Annotated in this window: 11 protein-coding genes and 4 pseudogenes; 5 read left to right on the top strand and 10 right to left on the bottom strand. The window is 69.0% G+C overall.

Annotation, left to right across the window (positions count from 1 at the left end; translation table 11 throughout):
* Positions 1 to 152 precede the first annotated feature (152 nt).
* Both CLM62_RS10230 and CLM62_RS10225 read left to right on the top strand, forming a co-directional pair.
* Positions 153 to 1,193: a LacI family DNA-binding transcriptional regulator gene (locus CLM62_RS10230; RefSeq protein WP_095749520.1), complete on the top strand. Its 1,041-nt coding sequence runs from the start codon at positions 153 to 155 to the stop codon at positions 1,191 to 1,193.
* Between the two features lie 190 nt (positions 1,194 to 1,383).
* Positions 1,384 to 4,188, top strand: a complete 2,805-nt coding sequence (locus tag CLM62_RS10225) for a glycoside hydrolase family 78 protein (RefSeq protein WP_095749519.1) — start codon at positions 1,384 to 1,386, stop codon at positions 4,186 to 4,188.
* A 141-nt stretch (positions 4,189 to 4,329) separates the two neighbouring features.
* Here the strand turns inward: CLM62_RS10225 and CLM62_RS10220 are convergent.
* The 10 genes and pseudogenes from CLM62_RS10220 to CLM62_RS10175 form a co-directional block, all read right to left on the bottom strand.
* Positions 4,330 to 4,641 (bottom strand): annotated as a pseudogene (locus CLM62_RS10220) (FCD domain-containing protein); the annotation flags it as partial.
* A 109-nt stretch (positions 4,642 to 4,750) separates the two neighbouring features.
* Entirely contained in the window at positions 4,751 to 5,248 is a 498-nt protein-coding gene (locus CLM62_RS10215) for a DUF6644 family protein (protein WP_218835580.1), read from the bottom strand.
* Positions 5,245 to 5,964, bottom strand: a complete 720-nt coding sequence (locus tag CLM62_RS10210) for a DUF6152 family protein (protein WP_179382034.1) — start codon at positions 5,962 to 5,964, stop codon at positions 5,245 to 5,247. The genes CLM62_RS10215 and CLM62_RS10210 overlap by 4 nt, the downstream gene beginning before the upstream one ends.
* A gap of 308 nt (positions 5,965 to 6,272) precedes the next feature.
* Positions 6,273 to 6,578, bottom strand: a complete 306-nt coding sequence (locus tag CLM62_RS10205; RefSeq protein WP_257003783.1) for an SDR family NAD(P)-dependent oxidoreductase — start codon at positions 6,576 to 6,578, stop codon at positions 6,273 to 6,275.
* Between the two features lie 454 nt (positions 6,579 to 7,032).
* Positions 7,033 to 8,778 (bottom strand): annotated as a pseudogene (locus CLM62_RS10200) (RICIN domain-containing protein); the annotation flags it as partial.
* A gap of 117 nt (positions 8,779 to 8,895) precedes the next feature.
* Entirely contained in the window at positions 8,896 to 11,034 is a 2,139-nt protein-coding gene (locus tag CLM62_RS10195) for a beta-galactosidase (protein ID WP_095749517.1), read from the bottom strand.
* A 28-nt stretch (positions 11,035 to 11,062) separates the two neighbouring features.
* Positions 11,063 to 11,995 (bottom strand): carbohydrate ABC transporter permease, encoded by a 933-nt coding sequence (locus CLM62_RS10190; RefSeq protein WP_257003782.1) that lies wholly within the window; start codon positions 11,993 to 11,995, stop codon positions 11,063 to 11,065.
* On the bottom strand, positions 11,992 to 12,918 hold the full coding sequence (locus CLM62_RS10185; RefSeq protein WP_095749516.1) for a carbohydrate ABC transporter permease: 927 nt from the start codon (positions 12,916 to 12,918) through the stop codon (positions 11,992 to 11,994). The genes CLM62_RS10190 and CLM62_RS10185 overlap by 4 nt, the downstream gene beginning before the upstream one ends.
* Position 12,919: 1 nt before the next feature.
* Complete coding sequence (locus tag CLM62_RS10180; protein WP_373559128.1) at positions 12,920 to 14,272, bottom strand: ABC transporter substrate-binding protein; 1,353 nt, start codon at positions 14,270 to 14,272, stop codon at positions 12,920 to 12,922.
* Positions 14,273 to 14,776: 504 nt separating this feature from the next.
* Positions 14,777 to 15,823 (bottom strand): annotated as a pseudogene (locus CLM62_RS10175) (substrate-binding domain-containing protein).
* Positions 15,824 to 16,278: 455 nt separating this feature from the next.
* Here CLM62_RS10175 and CLM62_RS10170 point away from each other — a divergent pair.
* The 3 genes and pseudogenes from CLM62_RS10170 to CLM62_RS10160 all read left to right on the top strand — a co-directional run.
* The gene (locus CLM62_RS10170) at positions 16,279 to 17,322 is read left to right on the top strand and encodes a LacI family DNA-binding transcriptional regulator (RefSeq protein ID WP_095749514.1); all 1,044 of its coding nucleotides are present in this window, start codon (positions 16,279 to 16,281) and stop codon (positions 17,320 to 17,322) included.
* A 363-nt stretch (positions 17,323 to 17,685) separates the two neighbouring features.
* Complete coding sequence (locus CLM62_RS10165) at positions 17,686 to 18,687, top strand: glycoside hydrolase family 43 protein (protein WP_095749513.1); 1,002 nt, start codon at positions 17,686 to 17,688, stop codon at positions 18,685 to 18,687.
* An 81-nt stretch (positions 18,688 to 18,768) separates the two neighbouring features.
* A pseudogene (locus CLM62_RS10160) lies at positions 18,769 to 18,934 on the top strand (carbohydrate ABC transporter permease); the annotation flags it as partial.
* Positions 18,935 to 18,939 lie beyond the last annotated feature (5 nt).

The raw sequence follows: 18,939 nt of genomic DNA, 5'->3' as shown, positions 1-18,939 counted from the left end.
CGGCGGGCCCTGCCATATGACCTTTCGTGTAACGTTCTACGAAGAGCTGTCCCAAAGGGTGAAGCGAACAGACCGGAGCCGTCAAGCCATCCGCAGGTAACGTTCCGGAAACCCCACAAGGGCAAGCGGTGCATGACAACGGAGGGGACCCCATGCAATCGGCAGGCGGCTCGAAAAGGGTCACCATTACGGACGTCGCGCGCACCGCGGGCGTGTCCACCTCCGCCGTGTCGAAGGTGCTGCGCAACGCCTACGGGGTGAGCCCCACGATGCGGGAACGGGTGCAGACGGCCATGGCCGAACTGGGCTACCGCCCGCACGCCGCCGCACGTGGCATGAGGGGCCGCACCTACACGATCGGCGTTCTGCTCGCGAGCATCCGCAACGCCTTCTACGCCGATCTGCTGGAGGGGGTGGACGCGCAACTGCGGAACACCGAGTACGCGCTGTTCATCGGCTCCAGCGTCTCCTCCGAGATGGAGGATCAGACCAAACTGATCCACGCCATGGTGGACCGGCAGATGGACGGGCTAATCCTGATCGCTCCCGCCGTTCCCCGCACGGAGGTGGTGCGCATCGCTGCCGAGGTGCCGACGGTGGTGATCGGCCACCATGACCCCTCGCAGGCGTACGACTGCGTCGTCAACCAGGACGGGGCCGGCGTCGACCTGGTCATCGACCACCTGGTCGGCCTGGGGCACCGAGACATCGCCCACATCTCGCATCCGACGGTGCGGGGCAGCGGATGGGAGCAGCGGCCCGAGCACCACGTCAGGGCCGCCTATCACGCAGCGATGACCCAGCACGGCCTGGCGGACCTGGCCCGGGTGGTGCGCTCCGGGTACTCGGACGAGGGCGGCTACCGCGGCGCCATGGAACTGCTCACCTCCACCCGCCCGCCCACGGCGATCTTCGCCGGCGCGGACGTCGCCGCGACCGGCGTCTTCCGGGCCGCCGCCGAGCTCGGCCTGCGCATCCCCGGCGACCTCTCGCTCGCCGGATACAACAACACCTCCGTCGCCGCCCTCGCCCCCGTGAGCCTGACCAGCGTCGACCAGGCGGGCGCCATGATGGGCGAGACCGCGGCCCGGCTGCTGCTGGAGCGCATCGAGAAGCGGCGTGACCGCGCTGTCGTCATGGCGTCGACACCGCACCTGGTGACGCGCGGCAGCACGGCACCGCCCGGCGCCTGATCAACCGCCACGCCCCCCAGCGCGAGGCGGGCGGATCCACGCCGGACGGACACCGGACCGACGACGAGGCGGCCGGGCGTCCGCCCGCTGGGAATTTCCCGTCGCTCCCCTTGACGCGTCACACATCTTCACTCAGTGTTGAGTCGTTTCAAACGTAGAACGTTGCACACAACTGGGAACGAGAACTGGCATGAGCCTTGAGCGTCCTGAACCCGACACCACGGTGGTCGCCATCCGGTTCGAGCACCGGGAGGACGCGCTCGGCGTCGGTACCCCGGAACCCCGTCTGTCCTGGCAGGTCCGCACTGACGACCCCGCCTGGCGGCAGACGGCGTACGAGGTGGAGCTGGACGGCGCCACGACGGTACGGGTCGAGTCGGCCGAACAGGTGCTCGTGCCCTGGCCGTTCGCGTCCCTGCCCTCACGCGGCCGGGCGAGCGTCCGGATCCGGGTGGCCTCCGGAACGCGGTGGAGCGACTGGAGCGCACCCGCCACCGTGGAGACCGGACTGCTGCACCCCGGCGACTGGACCGCTCGGTTCATCACGCCCCGCCATCACGGCGCCTTGGACGTGCCTGCCCCGGAACTCGTACGGAGGGTCGTGCTGCGGGCGGACGTGGTCTCCGCTCGTCTGTACGCCACCGCTCACGGTGTCTACGCCGCGTCCCTGAACGGCGCTCGGGTCGGCGACGAGGTCCTCGCCCCGGGCTGGACCAGCTACCGCCACCGGCTGCGCTACCAGACCCACGACGTCACCGCGCTGCTCAGGGAGGGCGAGAACACCGTCTCGGTCGTGCTCGGCAACGGCTGGTACCGCGGCCACCTCGGCTGGTGGGGTGACCGCGCGCTGTACGGCGACCGGCTGGCCCTGCTCGCGCAGCTGGAGGTCCGCTATGCCGACGGCTCGGTGGAAGTCTTCGGGACCGACGATGAGTGGCGGGCCCGGGACACCGGCATCGTCGCCGACGATCTCTACCAGGGTCAGCGCACCGACCTGCGCTTCACCCCGGGCCAAGCCGATGGCCCGGTGGACGTACTGTCCGACGAGGAGGCGGACCTCGCGCGGCTCGTCGCCCCGGAGGGACCGCCCGTCCGCGTCATCGAGGTGCTGCCGGCCCTGAAGGTCTGGCAGTCGCCGTCCGGCCGAACTCTCGTCGACTTCGGGCAGAACGTCGTCGGCTGGGTCCGGCTGCGCCTGCGCGACACCGCGGCCGGCACGGAGATCACCGTCCGGCATGCGGAGGTTCTGGAGAACGAGGAACTGTGCACCAGGCCGCTGCGCACGGCCGACGCCACCGACACCTACCTCCTGGCCGGCAGCGGGGAGACCGTCCTCGAACCCTCGCTGACGTTCCACGGCTTCCGGTACGCCGAGGTCACCGGCGTAACCGACTTGGAGGTGGAGGACCTGCAGGCCGTGGTCGTCGGTAGCGACCTGCGCCGCACGGGCTGGTTCTCCTGCTCGGACCCGGACCTGGAGCAGTTCCACGAGAACGTCGTCCGCGGCACGCGGGGCAACTTCCTGGACGTACCGACCGACTGCCCGCAGCGCGACGAGCGGCTCGGCTGGACCGGCGACATCCAGGTCTTCTCCCCCACCGCCGCCTTCCTCTTCGACACCGCGGGCTTCCTGTCCTCCTGGCTCGCCGACCTCGCCGCCGAGCAACATCCCGACGGCGCGGTGCCCTGGGTGATCCCCGACATCCTGGACAACGCGGCCCCGACCGCGGCGGCCTGGGGCGACGCGGCGCCGGTGGTGCCCTGGGTGCTGTACGAGCGGTACGCCGACCGCGGCATCCTGCGGCGGCAGTTCACCAGCGCCCGCGCCTGGGTAGACAAGATCACCTCGCTCAGCACCGACGGCGTGTGGGCGGGCGGCTTCCAGTTCGGCGACTGGCTCGACCCCACCGCACCGCCCGACGACCCGTTCGCCGCCCGCACTCCCGCGGACGTCGTCGCCACCGCGTGCCTGGTCCGGTGCGCGGACATCGTCGCCCGCACCGCGGAGGTACTGGGCCGCTCCGAGGAGGCCGCACGGTACTCCGCGCTCGCCGAGCGGACCCGGGAGGCGTTCGCCCGCGCGTTCGTCACCCCGGCGGGCCGGATCCTGGGCGACTCGCCGACCGCATACGCCATGGCCCTGCAATGGGACCTGTTGGCCTCCTCCCAGCAGCGCGAGGCCGCCGGACACCGGCTCGCCGACCTCGTCCGCACGAACGGCTTCAGGATCGCCACCGGATTCGTCGGTACGCCGCTGATGACGGACGCGCTCACCTCCGCCGGCCACCCGGACCTCGCCCACCGGCTGCTGCAGGAGAAGGGCTGCCCCTCCTGGCTGTATCCCGTGACGATGGGCGCCACCACCGTCTGGGAACGCTGGGACAGCATGCTGCCCGACGGCACGGTCAATCCCGGCCAGATGACCTCCTTCAACCACTACGCGCTCGGAGCCGTCGCAGACTGGATGCACCGCACCGTGGCCGGACTGGCCCCCGCCGCACCCGGCTACCGGGAGATCACCGTGCGCCCGCTGCCACACCGGTCGCTCACCCACGCCACGGCCGTGCATCTCACCCCGTACGGCGAGGCATCGGTGGGCTGGCGGCGCGAGGAGGGCCGCTTCCACCTGAAGGCGGTCGTGCCCGTGGGGGCACGGGCCACCGTCCACCTGCCCGGTTCCGGGCAGCCGCCGGTGACCGTGGCTCACGGCACACACACCTGGACCACCGAGGATCCCTGCCCCGCCTCGGCATCGTCCGACGTGGTCACTGTGCGGGACCTGATGGACGACGCCCGGCTCTGGGGGCAGACGGCCGACGTCCTGGCCCGGCACGGCCTGGGCAGCGACTCGGCAGAAGTGGCCCGGCGACTGGGCCCCTTCCTGGACCTGCCCGCCCGCCGACTGCCCGCCCTGCTGAACAGGGTCCTCCTCGAAGACGGCGGCGCCAACGCCGCTACCGAGCTCGAAGCCCTGCTGAGCGGCACAGCGGACTGACGTCCGCAACGCGCACTGCACGCTTCGCAGCGACGTCTCCGAGCACCACGGCTCTCCAGCGCCTTTTCATCTCACGAGTTACGCCGCGAGGGCTTCCGCTGCACCCGGTCCTGCGACGGCGCCAGGGACAGGAGTGGAGGGTTACGCTCCGGCTCCAGGCTCCGGAGCCCGGTGGACGCCGGGAGGGAGCAGAAGCGCGGGGTCGCCGCCCATGCGGCGTACGAGGTCGCCGACGGTTGTGAGGACGTGCGAGCCGACGGCCTCGACCGCGGCGGCCTCGTCACCCGACTGCACGGCGTCCAGGATCTCGATGTGGCTGTGCGCCACTCCGTACGAATCGTCGACGGCGGCGTCGTGAAGCGTGATGGCCATCTGAAGACGTGCGGCCAAGTGGTCGAACATCTCCACGATGTAGAGGTTGCCGGACAGCTCGCACAACTCCAGACCACTGCGCCGGCCGAGAGCTACGGCGACGGGATGGGCCTGGCGTGTGACGAACGCCCCCCCCGTGAGCTGGCCGAACCTGAGGGCGGTCGCCGTGCGGCGTGCCGCTGTGGCGGCATCAGGTGTAGGCCAGGAGCCTCCCCGCGATCGTGACTCCCGACCACGACGTTAGGGAGACGATCGCGGCGAGCCGGGCTGCGACAGGCGTCGGCTGCTCCATGTCCCAGTCGGCCACGTTGCGGTAGGTCCGCCGATGGAAGATCAGGATGTTCAGGCCTGCGAGCAGGATGAGGCCGAGCTTCCAGGGAGCGCTGCCGCGGTCGGCGATGAGGCCGGCGCCAGGCACGAACATGGCCACGCCGGTGACCGCCGCGATCACGAAGCCGAGGTGTGACAGGCGGAGCAGGTGGTGGGCTGCGGTCGTCACCCGCAGGGTCCGCCGCCCGAGCCCCAGCAGCCGAAGATCGAATGCTGCGGCCGGGCCGATGAGGAGGGCGATACCGATGATGTGGACGCTTTCGAGCACCGGGTAGAGGTAGGCCGTGCCACGGACGACCTCGGAGAACCAGCTGTCCTCCAGCCAGGAGAAGACACTGTCCATGACGAGTGCCGTCACGCCCGGGACGAGCGTCGTCGCAGGTAGAAGGCTCCACCTGCGATGCCGGCGACCAGTACGCCACCGAGCGTGGCCCACACCACGGTCGGTGACGTGCCCTCGGAGTCCGCTGCGGCCGACGGGGAATCCTGGTCGGCGTCAGCGGACGCCGCGTCGCCCTCCGGATACGGGACCGGCAGCGGCGTCGCCGGGAGTTCCTCGTTGAGCACCTGGTTGACAGGCTTCCCCTCTTCGTACCAGAACACGACCGGACGGAACTCGTCAGTGTGACTCCTGCCGACGTAACCGACGGCTTCGATCCGCTCGCCGTCTTCGAGTTCGCGGTCCAGGCCCCACATCCCCGTGAAGCTCGGCGGCGCGATGGTGACCTCCAGCTCGTCGTGAGACCCGCTGAAGGACGGTGCGGCGTTGATCGGGTCGCTGTCGGGGGCGTCCCGCAGTCCCTCGGGCAGATCGCGCTCGGGGGTGTCAGCGGGGAGATCTCCGTCGACGGTCACGGTGAAGTAGGAGTGCGGCTCGCCCCAGCGGACCTGCGAGACGGTACCCGCTATGTAGTAGAGGCGATCGGTGTCGAAGTCGTCGAACCCGTGATGCGCCTGCGCGGCGCCCGCCGAGAACAAGGTGAGCATCGCCGCGGAGGCCAGGGACGCGGCCGCCAGCCTGACGAGACGGGCGCTCTGACGAGCCGCGGGGGCGGCGATCGGGTTGAAGTGCATACCGAGCCGTTCCTTTGAGAGGTCTTGGGGTGTGCCGCGGCCAGTGAACCTCAACAAGCGCCCAGCAAAGGAGGGGTCAATTTTCTCCCAGGATGAGGGTGGTCATGCCGACCAGGGGCTTCATGACCAGGCGCCTCAGTGGCGGATGCTGGAGACTGCGCGCGCACGGTCCAGGTCAGGCGCCCAGCCAGGGCCCCTCTCTGCGAGACGCGCCATGTGCCCAACATCGTATAAATCAATGCGTTTACGGTCCCCAGGGCAAGGGCATGGCCGAGTGAACTATGAGGGCGTGGCGGCGGTTGGGGCGGTCAGGGCTGGTCAGTGGGCGTGATCCACAGTTCGCCGATGGAGGCGTGGCGGGGGCGAGTGACCATGTAGGTGACGCCATCGGCGATGTCCTCGGGAGCCAGGGCGGCGCGGCCGGCGAGCGAGCTGATGTTGACGATGTCGGCTACCTGGCGAGGGCCCTCCTCGGCGGCCTTGAGCAGGTGCGGGAGGGCTGCGTGGGTGGTGTGCAGCAGGCCCTGGACGTTGACCGCGATCATGCGCTCCCACTCCCTGGGGTCCGCGCCGACGACGGGGCCAGGAGCATCAGGCCGGCGGCTGTAGGTCATGTGGAAGCTCTACGACGACGCGTGGCCGAGGCAGTCCGCGTGAGCCCGTTGTCAGTGACGGACAAACAGCTGAGGTTGGGGTGAGCCGACAAGCCGGCTCACCCCAAGCCACGGATCAGCGTTCGGTGGCGGCGGCCCGCACGGTGACCGCGTCCCACAACAGGGGTGTGTCGTCGAAGACCACGGCGATCTTGATCTTGCTCCCGCCGACGATCGTCGCCGGAAGCGTCACGCTGCCCTTCTGGTCCTCGTCGAAGGAGACCGGACCGAGGTCGGTGGCCTCCCCGTTGGCTGCGAACGCGTAGACGTGGCCCGTCGTGTTCGCGTGCAGGGCCGTGCCCGCGGGGTTCGAGGCGGCGGCGTTCAGCGACAGGGTGGCGTTCCTCTCGACGCTGCTCGCGGTCAGACGCTTCGACCGCCTGTCCTTCGTCAGGTCCGCGGGGGTCGGCGCCTGCTGGACGAGCTGCCACTCCTGCGAGCCGTCCGCGACCGCGTTCTGCAGGGTCAGCGGCGCACCGGCGGATGCGCCGGTCAAGTACACGTTGGTGTTCTTGGCAGCCTGGAACTTGTAGTGCCCGTCGGCGGTCTTGATGAGGTTCCAGACGCCCGTAGGGCTGTTGTCGACCCACTGGCCGATCCGCTGGCCGACGGTCGCGTTCCCGGTCCAGATGCCTGCCATGCGGCCGCCGGACTTGTTCAGCAGCGTCGTGCCGCCCTTCGGCGCGGCAACCACGTGCCAGTACTGGGTGTCCTTGTTCGCCACCGAACCGGCGTCCTCCAGGCGGACGTCGGGAACGTCCCCGTTGCCGATGTTGGCGTCGTTGGTCTTGCCGCCGGTGCCGATGACCTGCCCGGTCTTGCGGTTCACGAGCTGGTAGTAGGCGCCCTCCGAGCGGCCCTGGTCGACCTCGGAGAAGCGGATCGTCGAGGTGCCCTGGTGGTTGAGGATCGAGATGCGGCCGGTGCCCTCGACGTACTGCAGGTTGCGGCTGTAGGAGGCCGGTGCATTCGTCTGGTACTCCTTCCACACGCCGTCGCTGCGTCCGCTCTCGTTGACCCAGACGTTGCCGCTCCCGGCGGCGTTGTACACCAGGCGCCCGTCGGGGAGGTTGATGACGACCGGGCTGCCGTTCACCGCGAGCCGACGCGAACCGGCGTCGACCGGCAGTGAGGTGACGGGGGCGTCCGTGGAGCCGCGGTAGAACTTCAGCGGGTCGTCGGCGATCACGTATCGGGTGTTGGTTCCGCCGCCCCAGTACTCGTACGGGAGCAGCCACTTGCCGTCCGTCGTCGGGACGACGGTCGTCATGCCCGGCCGGCCGCCTCCGATCTGCGTCTTGCCGCCTCCCATGTCCTGGGTCAGGCCGGCGACGTCGACGACGGGCTCGCTCCACTGCGCACTGCGGCCGTTCCAGGTCTTGTGGACGAGGATCTGGCCGTGCGAGTCCGGGGCGGTGTCGTTGTCCGGATCCAGTTTCGGCACACCGGTGACCGGGTCGAAGCCGAGGTAGTCGTTCTCGTCGGAGTAGTAGCAGACGAGTTGGCCGTCGTGAACCATCAGGTACGGCTCCCAGAGGGGATCGACCTGCTTGTACGTGTTCGCTTTGGCGACGTTCCTGCCGATCGCGCCCGCGCTGCCGCCCTGCCAGCCGCCTGTCGCGATGACGTTGAGGACTTTCCAGCTCTCGCCTTCGTCAGTGCTGGAGTACAGGGCGAGCGCCATGTCGCTGCGGTCTCCGTCATTGGACGGCGTCCAGTTCGGGTCGGCTGCCTTGTTCTCGAGGTAGTAGTGGTCGTCGCCCGTCACGATGGTCGCGAGGAGCAGCGTGCCCTTCTTCAGTTTGCCGACGTCCTGGGGAAGCGTGTAGAGGAACGGGCTCGCCCAGTTGCTCGTGTACTTCGCGTACTTGGGGTCCTTCGAGAGGTACGCCGGAGCCTTGACGTCCGCCAGTGGCTGCCACGAGGTTCCGTAGTCGTCGCTCTTGTAGACCGGCATCGTCTCTCCGTCGGCGCTTCCCGTCTCCGGGACGACCGTGGCCTTCTCGAATGCCGCGACGAGACGTCCGCTCTCCAACTGCGCCGACTTGACGTAGATCGCGCAGTTGCCCCGGCCCTTCAGGCACGGTTCGTCGCCGAGCTGGTACAGGATCCCGCCCGTCGGGTTGTAGGCCTGCGCGCTGCTCATGGTCAGGCCCAGCATCGCTGAACCCGCGACGAAAGTTCCCAGCGCTTTGCCAAGTCTTCTTCTCTGCACAGCCCCTCCTCGGGGATCGGAGATGATCACGGTGATATTCGCGAGGTCGGATCAGGAGTTGGATCAGGAGACGAGTACGCGTACGTCCCAGGCGCCGAGCTCCAGCTCCGTGCCCGCGGGGACGGACGTGCCGTTCAGGGCGTCGGTCAGCGCCACGGGGGTGGAGACGCGGGCGGGCTCCCAGCTCCAGTTGTGGACGATGTGGACGCGACGCCCGTCGGGGAACGTGCCGGTCGTCGCCGTGACCGATTCCGGCAGGGCCCGCCAGCCGTGGCATGCGGAGGGTGTCAGCCAGGTCGCCAGCGCGCGGGCGAGGGCGCGACCCGGGACCGTACCGACGTAGGTGACGCGGCCCTCACCATGGCGGCGGGTGGTGACCGCGGGCCAGCGGCCGAAGTGCGGGTGGTCATAGGCGGCGAGCGCCTCGGCGTCGGTGACAGTCAGGGCGTCGGCCCAGCGGGTCGCCGTCGCCTCCTGCGGCAGTTGCAGGGGGCTGCCGGGTACAGGGTGCACCGGGAGGTCGCGCGCGAGGTTGCTGAACTCGTCGTACGTGACTCCCGCGGCCTCGGCCAGGCGTCCGGGTGCCGCCTCGTGCCGGGCCCTGGCCTCGTGGTCGGCGTATCCCGTGCGCGGGCCGAGGACCAGGTGACCGCCCGCGTCGGCGTAGGCCGCGAGCCAGTCGAGGGTCGCGTCGGCGGCGATGTACAAGCCCGGCACGACCAGCACGGGGTGACGGCGTGCGGCCTCCTCCGGTGCCAGGCCCTCCTGCTCGCCGAGCGGGTCGTGCAGCTGCCGGGCGTGCACGATGCGCACCTGACGGCCGGCCTCGAAGGCGCCGCGGTAGAAGGGGTCGAAGATGCGGTGGTACGCGGCGGGGTCGGGGTCGCCGTCGGCGGTCGCGAGCGGGGGGTGCTTCTGCATGAGCCACTTGCTCGGCGTCGAGTACACCATCGTGATGTCGGCGTCCGGTTCGAGCCCGGCCACGAGCGGCCCTGCCGCCTCGAACTCGGCGCCCAGGCGGGCGATTTCGGCGTACGCGCGGCCGGGCTGTCCGCTGTGGGGAAGGACGCCGCCCCAGTAGGTCTCGGCGCCGAAGCGCAGTGTCTGCCACTGCCAGTACTCGATCATCCGCGCGCCACGCGCGACGTGCGCCCACGCTGCCTGCCGCCACTGGCCGTCGTAGGCGGGTCGGTTGTCCCACGGAGTGCCGATGCACTGGGCGTTGGTCTCGGTGACCAGGAAGGGTTCCTGGCGGGAGGAGAACATCCAGTCCGCGGTCTGGTACATCGACCAGACGCCGGTGGTCTTCCAGATCTGCTGGTGGTCGTCGGGCGTGGGGTCGGGGAGCAGGAGGCCGTCCTGCATGTCGTAGTACGGGTTGCCGGAGGCGATGTCGAGCCGGGCGGACAGCTCGTCGTCCTCAACTCCCTGGCGGGTGTACGAGATGCAGGTGGTGACGAACTGCTCGGGGCGGACGTACTCGCGCACGATGTCCGCCTGCCAGCCGATGAACTCGGTGACCTGGCGGGCCTGGAACTCCCGCCAGGCGACGTCGTATTGAGGCTGGGCATTCCCGTCCGGAGTCCACAGGTCCGCCCACGTCGACAGGCGGTGGGACCAATACACCAGGCCCCACTCGCGGTTGAGGGTCTCGACGTCCCCGTACTTGTCGCGCAGGTGGTCGACGAAGCGCTGGAAGACGCCCTGGTTGTGGAAGAGGTGCAGGCCCGGTTCGTTGTCGACCTGCCAGCCGATGACCGCCGGGTGGTCGGCGTACCGGGCGACCATCTTGCGGATGATCCGCTCGGCGTGGAAGCGGAAGGCGGGGTGGGTGAAGTCCACCTCCTGGCGGGCGCCCCAGCCGAGGCGCTGTCCGGTGGCGTACTCCCCGGTGATCTCCGGGTACTGGCGGGCCAGCCACGGCGGCACCGCGTACGTCGGCGTGCCGATGATGACGGAGATGCCGCGCTCGTGGGCGCCGTCGAGGACCGGCTGGAGCCAGCTGAGGTCGAAGCGCCCGTTTTCCGGCTCCCAGGTCGACCAGACCGATTCGCCCACCCGGATCACGGTGAAGTTCGCCGCGGCCATCAGGTCGAGGTCGGTCTTGAGCCGTTCGTCGGGCCGCAGTTCGGGGTCGTACGCGGGCGTGTACTCGTGGTAGTACGCGGCGCCGAACAGGACCCGGGCGGGCAGATCCGCCATGAACCAACCTCCAGGAAAGTAGGGGGAGTTACTGCTTGACGCTTCCGGTCGCCAGACCGCTCTGCCAGTAGCGCTGGAGCATGAGGAAGGCGATGACGAGCGGCACGATGGAGATCATGGAGCCGGTCACGACGAGCGGGAGCATGTCGCTGCTGGCGCCGCCCCCGCCGTTCTGCGCCTGGGCGGCCCAGGAGGAGAGGCCGACCGTGATGGGGTACAGGTTGGGGTCGCTGAGCATGATCAGCGGCAGGAAGTAGTTGTTCCAGGTCGCCACGAGCGTGAAGAGCAGGACGGTCACCAGGCCGGGGGCCAGCAGCCTGAGAGCGATCCCGAAAAAGATCCGGGCCTCCCCCGCCCCGTCGATGCGGGCGGCCTCGAGGAGACTGTCCGGGACCGCGTCGGCCGCGTAGACGCGCATGAGATAGAGGCCGAAGGGGTTGACGAGGGAGGGCAGGATGATCGCCCAGGGAGTGTTGACCAGGCCGACCTCGGCGAACAGCAGATAGGTCGGGATCGCCAGCGCGGTGGCCGGGACCATGATGGCGCCGAGTACCAGGTTGAAGGCGGCCCGGTCGCCGCGGAAGCGGAACTTGGCGAAGCCGTAGCCGGCGGCGGCCGCGATCATCGCCGCGCCGACCGCACTGACGACGGCGTACACAGCGGTGTTGAGCAGCCAGTCGACGAAGACACCGTCGTCCTGGGTGAAGGTCTGGCTGATGTTGTCCAGCAGCTGCGGGGCACCGGAGAACCACAGACCGAAGCTGTTGAACAGGTCCTGTGTGCTCTTGGTCGAGGCGACCAGCAGCCAGAACAGCGGGAGGAGGAAGTACGCCAGGGCCGCCAGCATGGCGATCGTCAGCGGGGTGCTGCGGCGGGGGGATGCGGACCGGCGCCGCTTCGGTGCGGTGAGGGCCGGACCGTCGGCCGGTGCGGTCGTGGGCTTCGGCATGGTGGTCGTCACTTTTCCCTCCTTCGGTTCGCGGTGAGCAGCACGGCGTAGGAGGCGATGACGATGACCAGGCCGAGGAGGAAGGACACCGTGGCCGCGTAGTTGACCTGCTGGCCGGTGAAGGCGAGGGAGTAGGCGTAGAGGTTGGCGGTGTAGGAGCTGCTGATGACGTCAGGGGCGATCTTCATCAGCAGGCTCGGTTCGTTGAACAGCTGGAAGCTGCCGATCACCGAGAACAGCAGGGTGAGCAGAAGCGCGGGCCGCAACGCGGGGAGCTTGATCGACCAGGCGACGCGCCAGGCTCCTGCGCCGTCCATCGCGGCAGCCTCGTACAGGTCGTGTGGGATGGTCCGCAGGGCCGCGTACAGGATGATCATGTTGTAGCCGACGAACTCCCAGGTCACGATGTTCGCCAGGCTGCCCAGCATCCAGCTCTCGCTGAGGAACTGCGGGGCCGGCAGGTCGAGATTGCGGCTCAGCTGGGCGAACGGGCCGAAGTCGGGGCCGTACAGGTAGCCCCACATGAGCGCGGCGACCACGCTCGGGACCGCGTACGGCACGAAGATGCCCAGCCGGATCACGCGGGCCAGGCGCAGCAGGCCGCTGTCCAGCGCGAGCGCGAACAGCAGGGCCAGCAACAGCATCAGCGGCACCTGGATCACGAAGAACAGGGCCACGCGGCCGACGCCGTGGAGGAGTTGCGGGTCCTTGAGGGCGGTGACGTAGTTGTCCAGGCCGACGAAGACGGTGCCACCGATGAGCTGTTCCTGGAAGAGGCTGAGGTAGGCGGCGTAGCCGAGCGGGGCGAGGAAGAGGAGGAGGAAGAGGATCAGGAACGGGGCTACGAACAGGGGTCCTGCCGAGCCGGACCGGCGACGTGGCGACGGTCCCGCTCGGCGCGACTTCCTGGCGTAGGCCGCGGTCGTGGCCGCCATCTCAGGTCCCCTCGACCGTGAAGCCCTGCTTCTTGGCGTACGCCGTGAGCCGGGACTGCCACGTGCCGAGCGCGGCGACGGTGTCGGACTTGTCGGCGAGAGACTTGCCGACGGTCTCGGTCCAGTCGGTCGCCGCCTGGTCGAGGAACGGCGGCCACTGGAACTCGGGCGAGACCGTCTCACTGATGTCGGCGAAGATCTGGTTGACCTTCTGGCCGCCGTAGAACTCGGGCGCACTGCCGGTGAAACTCGCGTCGGCGAGCAGGGCCTTGGTCGCCGGGAAGAAGAACTGCTGGGTGGCGAACATCTCGGCGCTCGCCGGGTCGCTGTTGAGGAACTGGGCGAACTGCGCCGCCGCGATCTTGTTCTTGGTGGCCGCGGTGACCGCGGTCGTGGAGCCGCCCCAGTTGCCGGAGACCGGCTTGGCGGCATCCCACTGCGGCAGCGGCGCCGCCCGCCAGTTGCCCGCGGTGGACTTGGCCGAGCCGGACAGGAAGGACGGGCCCCAGGCCGCGGTGAGCCAGGTGGCGTACTTGCCCTTGTTGAACCCGGCGTACCAGGGGTCGGCGAAGTCCGGGTCGGTGCTGATGACGCCTTCCTTCGCGAGCCCGCCCCAGTACTCGGCAAGCTTCTGGGACACGGCGTCGTCGACGCTGATGGAGAGATTGCTCTTGCCCGAGGTCGCATACGGCTTGGCGCCCGCCTGCCACAACAGGCCGTGCCAGGCGGCGGGTTCGTTCGCCGCGAGGTTGGTCAGGTAGACGTCCGGGTCGGCCTGGTGGAGCTTGCGTGCGGCGGCCGCGAACTCGTCCCAGGTCGTGGGCACTTGGATGCCGTGCTTGTCGAAGATGTCCTTGCGGTAGAGCATCCCCATGGGTCCGGTGTCCTGGGGTATCGCCCAGACCTCGCCGCCGGGTCCGCTGACCTGTCCCCATGTCCAGTCGACGAACTGGTCCTTCAGCGCCGTGGCGCCGTACGGGGCGAGGTTCAGCAGGCTGTTGGTGATCGTGAAGGTGGGGATCGCCTGGTACTCGATCTGCACCATGTCCGGTGCGCCGGATCCGGCCTTCAGCGCGGTACGCAGCTTGGTGTAGTGGGCCACGCCCTGGCCGGCGTTGACGACCTTGACCTTGATCGCGGGGTACTTCTTCTCGAAGAGTGCGACCTCCTGCTGGATGTCCGGGACCCAGGTCCAGAACGTCAGCTCGGTCGGTGTCTTCATCGCCTTGTCGATGTCGGCCTGGCTCACCGGCTCGGCGGAGGAGGAGCCGGAGTCGCTGTCGCCGCTGCACGCGGCGAGTGCGGCGCCGAGTGACACCGCGCCGGTCGAGGCGAGGAACCGACGACGGCTCATGGAGGACGTGGGAACGAAGGATCGAGGCATGGTGAACTCCCGCCGAGGGGCAGTGGAACGGAGCGCCTTGCGAAGGCGCGTCGCAGGGGTGGGTAGGGAGAGGTGTGAGGCGCGGACGTCGCTACCAGGGCATCGGGGTCGCCATGTTCGTGTCTGCGTCGCGCGAGCTGTGACCGGCACGCGTGTCACGTGCCGTGCAGCGGAAGTCCACGGTCGTGGAAGGTTGTTGAAGTGCGGTGAGCGCAGGCGGGGTTCACCGCCCGGCCATGAGCGGGTGTCGCTCGGGCCTGTGTCGGAAGTGGCGTCGTCCGCTCGGAGGGTGGGCCGGGCGCCCGCCGCGATGGGGGTTCCCCCGCTGGAGCGAAGCCGAGAGTGGGGGAGGCTGATGACTGCGTTGGTGCGGCGAGTGGGGACCTCCCACGCCCTTAAGGCAGCGGGGAGCGTGCCAGGCGTCGCCCGGCAGGCGCCACTTCCGACACAAGCCCTAGGGCCGATGAGTGCGGATCAGTCGGTGGTGGGCGGTTCGTCCCCGATCAGGGGTGCATGTGCCGATCCGTTCGAGCGGGAGGCTGTGCGCCGCCCGCGTGCCGGCGCCTTCCTGGTCGGCGGGGGTGCGGTCGAAGCACGGACGGACGAGTTCGACCGGCGGCTCACACGCCGGAGGCAGGTCGGTCTCCGGCTCCTCGATGGCGTGCACGAGCAGCCTGATTCCTTCCCGCGCCGCGGCGTGGTCAGGGCAGGAGTGACGTAGGCGAAGACGGGGTTGCCGTCGAAACCTACGACGCTGATGTCCTCCGGCACCCGGCGCTCGGCTTCGCGCAGGGCGTGGATCATGCCGATGGCCATGTCGTCGCCCGCGACGAACACGGCGGTCACGGAGCTGTCCGCGGCCGGCTCGCGGCCTGCCGCGTAGCCGGAGGTGGCCTGACCAGTCCCCCTCGACCACAGGGGGTTCGTGCGCACCCCGCACCGACAGCGCCGCCCGCCGGCCTGCGACGGTCCTTGGAGGCAACCACCGCCCGGGACAGGCGAGGTGATGAAGCGTCGTGTGTCCCAGATCCAGCAGGTGATCGGTGGCCACCCGCGCCAGTCCATAGGCGCCTGCACCCACCGTCACGGTCCGGGCCGAGGTGAAGGCCGGCGGTGCGCCCAGGAAGAGGACCGGCACATCGACGCGGACGGACACCTCGCCTTCCACGATGGGTTCGGAGACGATGATGCCGTCCACGCCCTGCTCCAGGAGGGAGTCCACGGCGTGGGCGATATCGTCCGGTTCGCCGTCCAGTGTGTTGACCACTCGGAGTGCGTAACCGGAGTCCCGGACGGCTTTCTCGATGGCCACGAGCAGTGTCCCCAGAGCGACGACGCCGATGGAGCCGTTCCGCCCGGAGGCCGGCGCCCGCGCCGCGTGGTTCAGCCGAGAGCCCAGTTCCTCGGCGGCTTCGATGACGCGTCGGCGGACCTCTTCGGAGACGTACGCCTCGTTGTTGAGGACCCGCGCTCCGTCTCACTGCTCGTGCCATGAAGTCTCCCGACGGCGCATGCCTGCATCAGGCGAGATCGGCTGTATGACCGCGCGGTCACTGACCGCGCGGTCATATCTACGCAGCCGGAGGGGAACGCGTCAATAGCACGCACAGCACCACTCCCCTCCTACGGGACTTTTCTCTGGAGCCTCGCGTCGAGGCGGTCGTTCGACGGGGCACGTAGGCGAACCGCACCAAGGCGACTGCCCGGAAGCCGGGCCGCGTCCCAGGGGGCTCCACATGGTCGGCCCCGGCGGCGACAAGTGACATTCCGGAGGCGCGGATACGCTGGTCAGAAGCAGTTCTGCGCCGCAGCCAGGGCGTCGCCCGACACCTGACTCCCGGCTTCTCCGCGAGGACGCGAGGTTGAAGGAAGCCGTGCGCACACCCTTGACGCGCGATCTCGGACTGCGTAGACAATGACCGCGCGGTCATACAGCGGACCTCGAAGGATTCCCGCGTTCGGCCAGAGGAGACACCATGACACGAGTGGTAGGACGGGGCGGAAGCCCTTCTGTGCCTCGCAGTGCCGATGTCGCCCAACTGGCCGGCGTCTCACGCAAGACTGTGTCGAGGGTCCTCAACAACGAGCCCTACGTCTCCGACGACGTACGGCGACGCGTCATCGAAGCCGCCGAGGAGCTCGGCTACCGGCTGAACAACGCGGCTCGAACACTGGCTTCCGGACGAACACGCTCTATCGGTGTGGTCGCTCTGGGGACGGCCGGGTACGGACCCGCCTCACTGCAGGTGGCCATCGAGAAAGCCGTCCGGGACTCCGGTTACGCACTCCGAGTGGTCAACACACTGGACGGCGAACCGGACGATATCGCCCACGCCGTGGACTCCCTCCTGGAGCAGGGCGTGGACGGCATCATCGTCTCCGAACCCATCGTGGAAGGCGAGGTGTCCGTCCGCGTCGATGTGCCGGTCCTCTTCCTCGGCGCACCACCGGCCTTCGGCGGCCCTCGAGCGGTGACCGCGGGGGTCGGCGCCGATCTGCTGGCGCGGGCCGCCACGGACCACCTGCTGGATCTGGGACACCAGACCGTCCACCACGTCGCCGGACCGCTGCGCTGGTACGCCGCCAGGGACCGTGTCGAGGGATGGCGAGCAGCCCTGGCGGCACGCGGCAGGCACCAACCGCCCCTCGTCGAAGGCGACTGGTCGGCCGACTCCGGTTACCTGGCGGGCCGCGAACTGGCCGCCGACCCCGAGGTGACCGCGGTCTTCGTCTCGGGCGACGACATGGCGATCGGCTTGATCCACGCCCTGACGGAAGCCGGTCGGCGCGTGCCCCACGACGTCAGCGTCATCGGCTTCGACGGCAACCCCGTCTTCGCCCACGTCACCCCGCCCCTGACCACCGTGTGCCAGCCGTTCGACGCAGCAGCCAGGGACGGCCTCAGGCTTCTCGTCCACGCCATCGAAAAACCCGACACCGAAATGCCACCGGCGAGCGACCCACCGGTCGAGCTCGTCGTCCGGGCCTCGACCGCACCCCCACCGTCCTCCCCCAGCTAGACGGCGCGCTTCATCGTCACGTTCTCACCCATCGCAACGGTCACGCATCTGATCGCAGCTGCCCAATCGCCTCAGCCCCCTCCACGCAGGCGATCAAGGCACCCTCCCCCGCCCGCAAGAGCAGGCCGGCACGCCCAAAAGAGCCATGCCATACGTCATGGATTTGTCACCGGATCAGAGAGCGCTCGCCTCCCACACTCACCGAAAGGCTGAACTGCCTTGCCAGGATCCCGACGTAGCTTCATCGCCGCCTCTGGTGCGGCCGCCACCGCAACCGTCCTCGGCGCAGCGTCTCCATCATCCGCGTCGACTTCCGCCGACGGCGTGTCAACGACGTCCTCGACCGCGGCTGACGCCGATCTCATGCGGCTCCCCGACATGCCCCTGCACGACCCGTTCATCGTCGCCGACGACAAGACCCGGACCTACTACCTCTACACGTCCAACGACCGATCGGTATCGGGCGTGGACGGCACCGGCACGATGGTCTACCGCAGCCACAACCTGCGCGACTGGATGCGCCCCGTCGTGGTCTTCCTCGCCGCCGACCAGAAGGGACTCTGGACGACCGACGGCGGATGGGCGCCGGAAGTGCACGCATGGGGCGGCAAGTACTACCTGTTCACCACCCTGCACAACCAGAACAAACCGCTTCCGGTCCCACCACCCAACCAATGGGGCACGCCGTTCCCGATCGGGAACTACATGCGCGGCACGATCATCGCTGTCTCCGACTCGCTGATGGGGCCCTTCACCGTCATCGACCCGTCACGCCCCACCACGCCGGAGAACCTCATGGCCCTCGACGGGACGCTCTACGTCGACGAGTCCGGGAAGCCCCACATGGTGTACGCGCACGAGTGGCTGCAGACCATCGACGGAACCATGGAAGCGATCCGGCTGGCTCCGGACCTGTCGAAGGCCGTCGGCGATCCGACCTACCTGTTCAAGGCATCGGACGCGTTCTGGCTCACAGAGCAGATCCCCAGCGGCGTACCGCACCAGCTCCCGCCCTATGTCACCGACGGCCCGCAGCTGTACCGCAGCCCTGACAAATCCCTGATCATGCTGTGGTCGACGTACGAAAAGGACTCGGCCAACCCGGACGGCACCGTCGGCGGCAGCTATGTGCAGACCTATGCCGTCTCGAAGTCCGGCGACATCAAGGGGCCGTGGAGTCAGCGCCGACCGCTGGTCCGGAACGACAGCGGTCACGGCATGCTGTTCCACACCTTCGACGGCCGGCTGATGATGGTGCTCCACCGCCCCTTCAACAACGCACGCGGGAAGCTGTACGAGATGCAGCTCCTCGGCCACGAGCTACGGCTGCTCCGCCAGCGCACCGATCTCGATGGCGGCGGGTGACCCCCTGTGTTCACCGCGTCCTCCGTGCCTCGACAGCACCACCGCGCCCGCTGTCCAACTTGATCGTTACAGCACGCCTCGACCGTGCAGGTCGCGCTGTCCTCGTTTCTCACCGCACAGCCCGTCACCATCCATCTGATCTTCATGGCAGCCGCCGTATCGATACTGCCCCTTGTCCTGGTCTTCGTCTTCCTCCAGCGCCGGCTGGTCCAGTTCTGGAAGTGCGCAGACAGCGATCAAGGGCTGACCGAG

Origin of the sequence: Streptomyces sp. SA15, assembly GCF_002291145.1 — a bacterium.
Classification (GTDB): domain Bacteria; phylum Actinomycetota; class Actinomycetes; order Streptomycetales; family Streptomycetaceae; genus Streptomyces.
This window is presented reverse-complemented; position numbering and strand designations above follow the sequence as displayed.

Coding starts and splice junctions, on each gene's coding strand:
- CLM62_RS10205 (WP_257003783.1), bottom strand. CDS start 6,578: ATGACCTACAGCCGCCGGCCTGATGCTCCTGGCCCCGTCGTCGGCGCG.
- CLM62_RS10225 (WP_095749519.1), top strand. CDS start 1,384: ATGAGCCTTGAGCGTCCTGAACCCGACACCACGGTGGTCGCCATCCGG.
- CLM62_RS10195 (WP_095749517.1), bottom strand. CDS start 11,034: ATGGCGGATCTGCCCGCCCGGGTCCTGTTCGGCGCCGCGTACTACCAC.
- CLM62_RS10180 (WP_373559128.1), bottom strand. CDS start 14,272: ATGAGCCGTCGTCGGTTCCTCGCCTCGACCGGCGCGGTGTCACTCGGC.
- CLM62_RS10210 (WP_179382034.1), bottom strand. CDS start 5,964: ATGCACTTCAACCCGATCGCCGCCCCCGCGGCTCGTCAGAGCGCCCGT.
- CLM62_RS10170 (WP_095749514.1), top strand. CDS start 16,279: ATGACACGAGTGGTAGGACGGGGCGGAAGCCCTTCTGTGCCTCGCAGT.
- CLM62_RS10185 (WP_095749516.1), bottom strand. CDS start 12,918: ATGGCGGCCACGACCGCGGCCTACGCCAGGAAGTCGCGCCGAGCGGGA.
- CLM62_RS10165 (WP_095749513.1), top strand. CDS start 17,686: ATGCGGCTCCCCGACATGCCCCTGCACGACCCGTTCATCGTCGCCGAC.
- CLM62_RS10230 (WP_095749520.1), top strand. CDS start 153: ATGCAATCGGCAGGCGGCTCGAAAAGGGTCACCATTACGGACGTCGCG.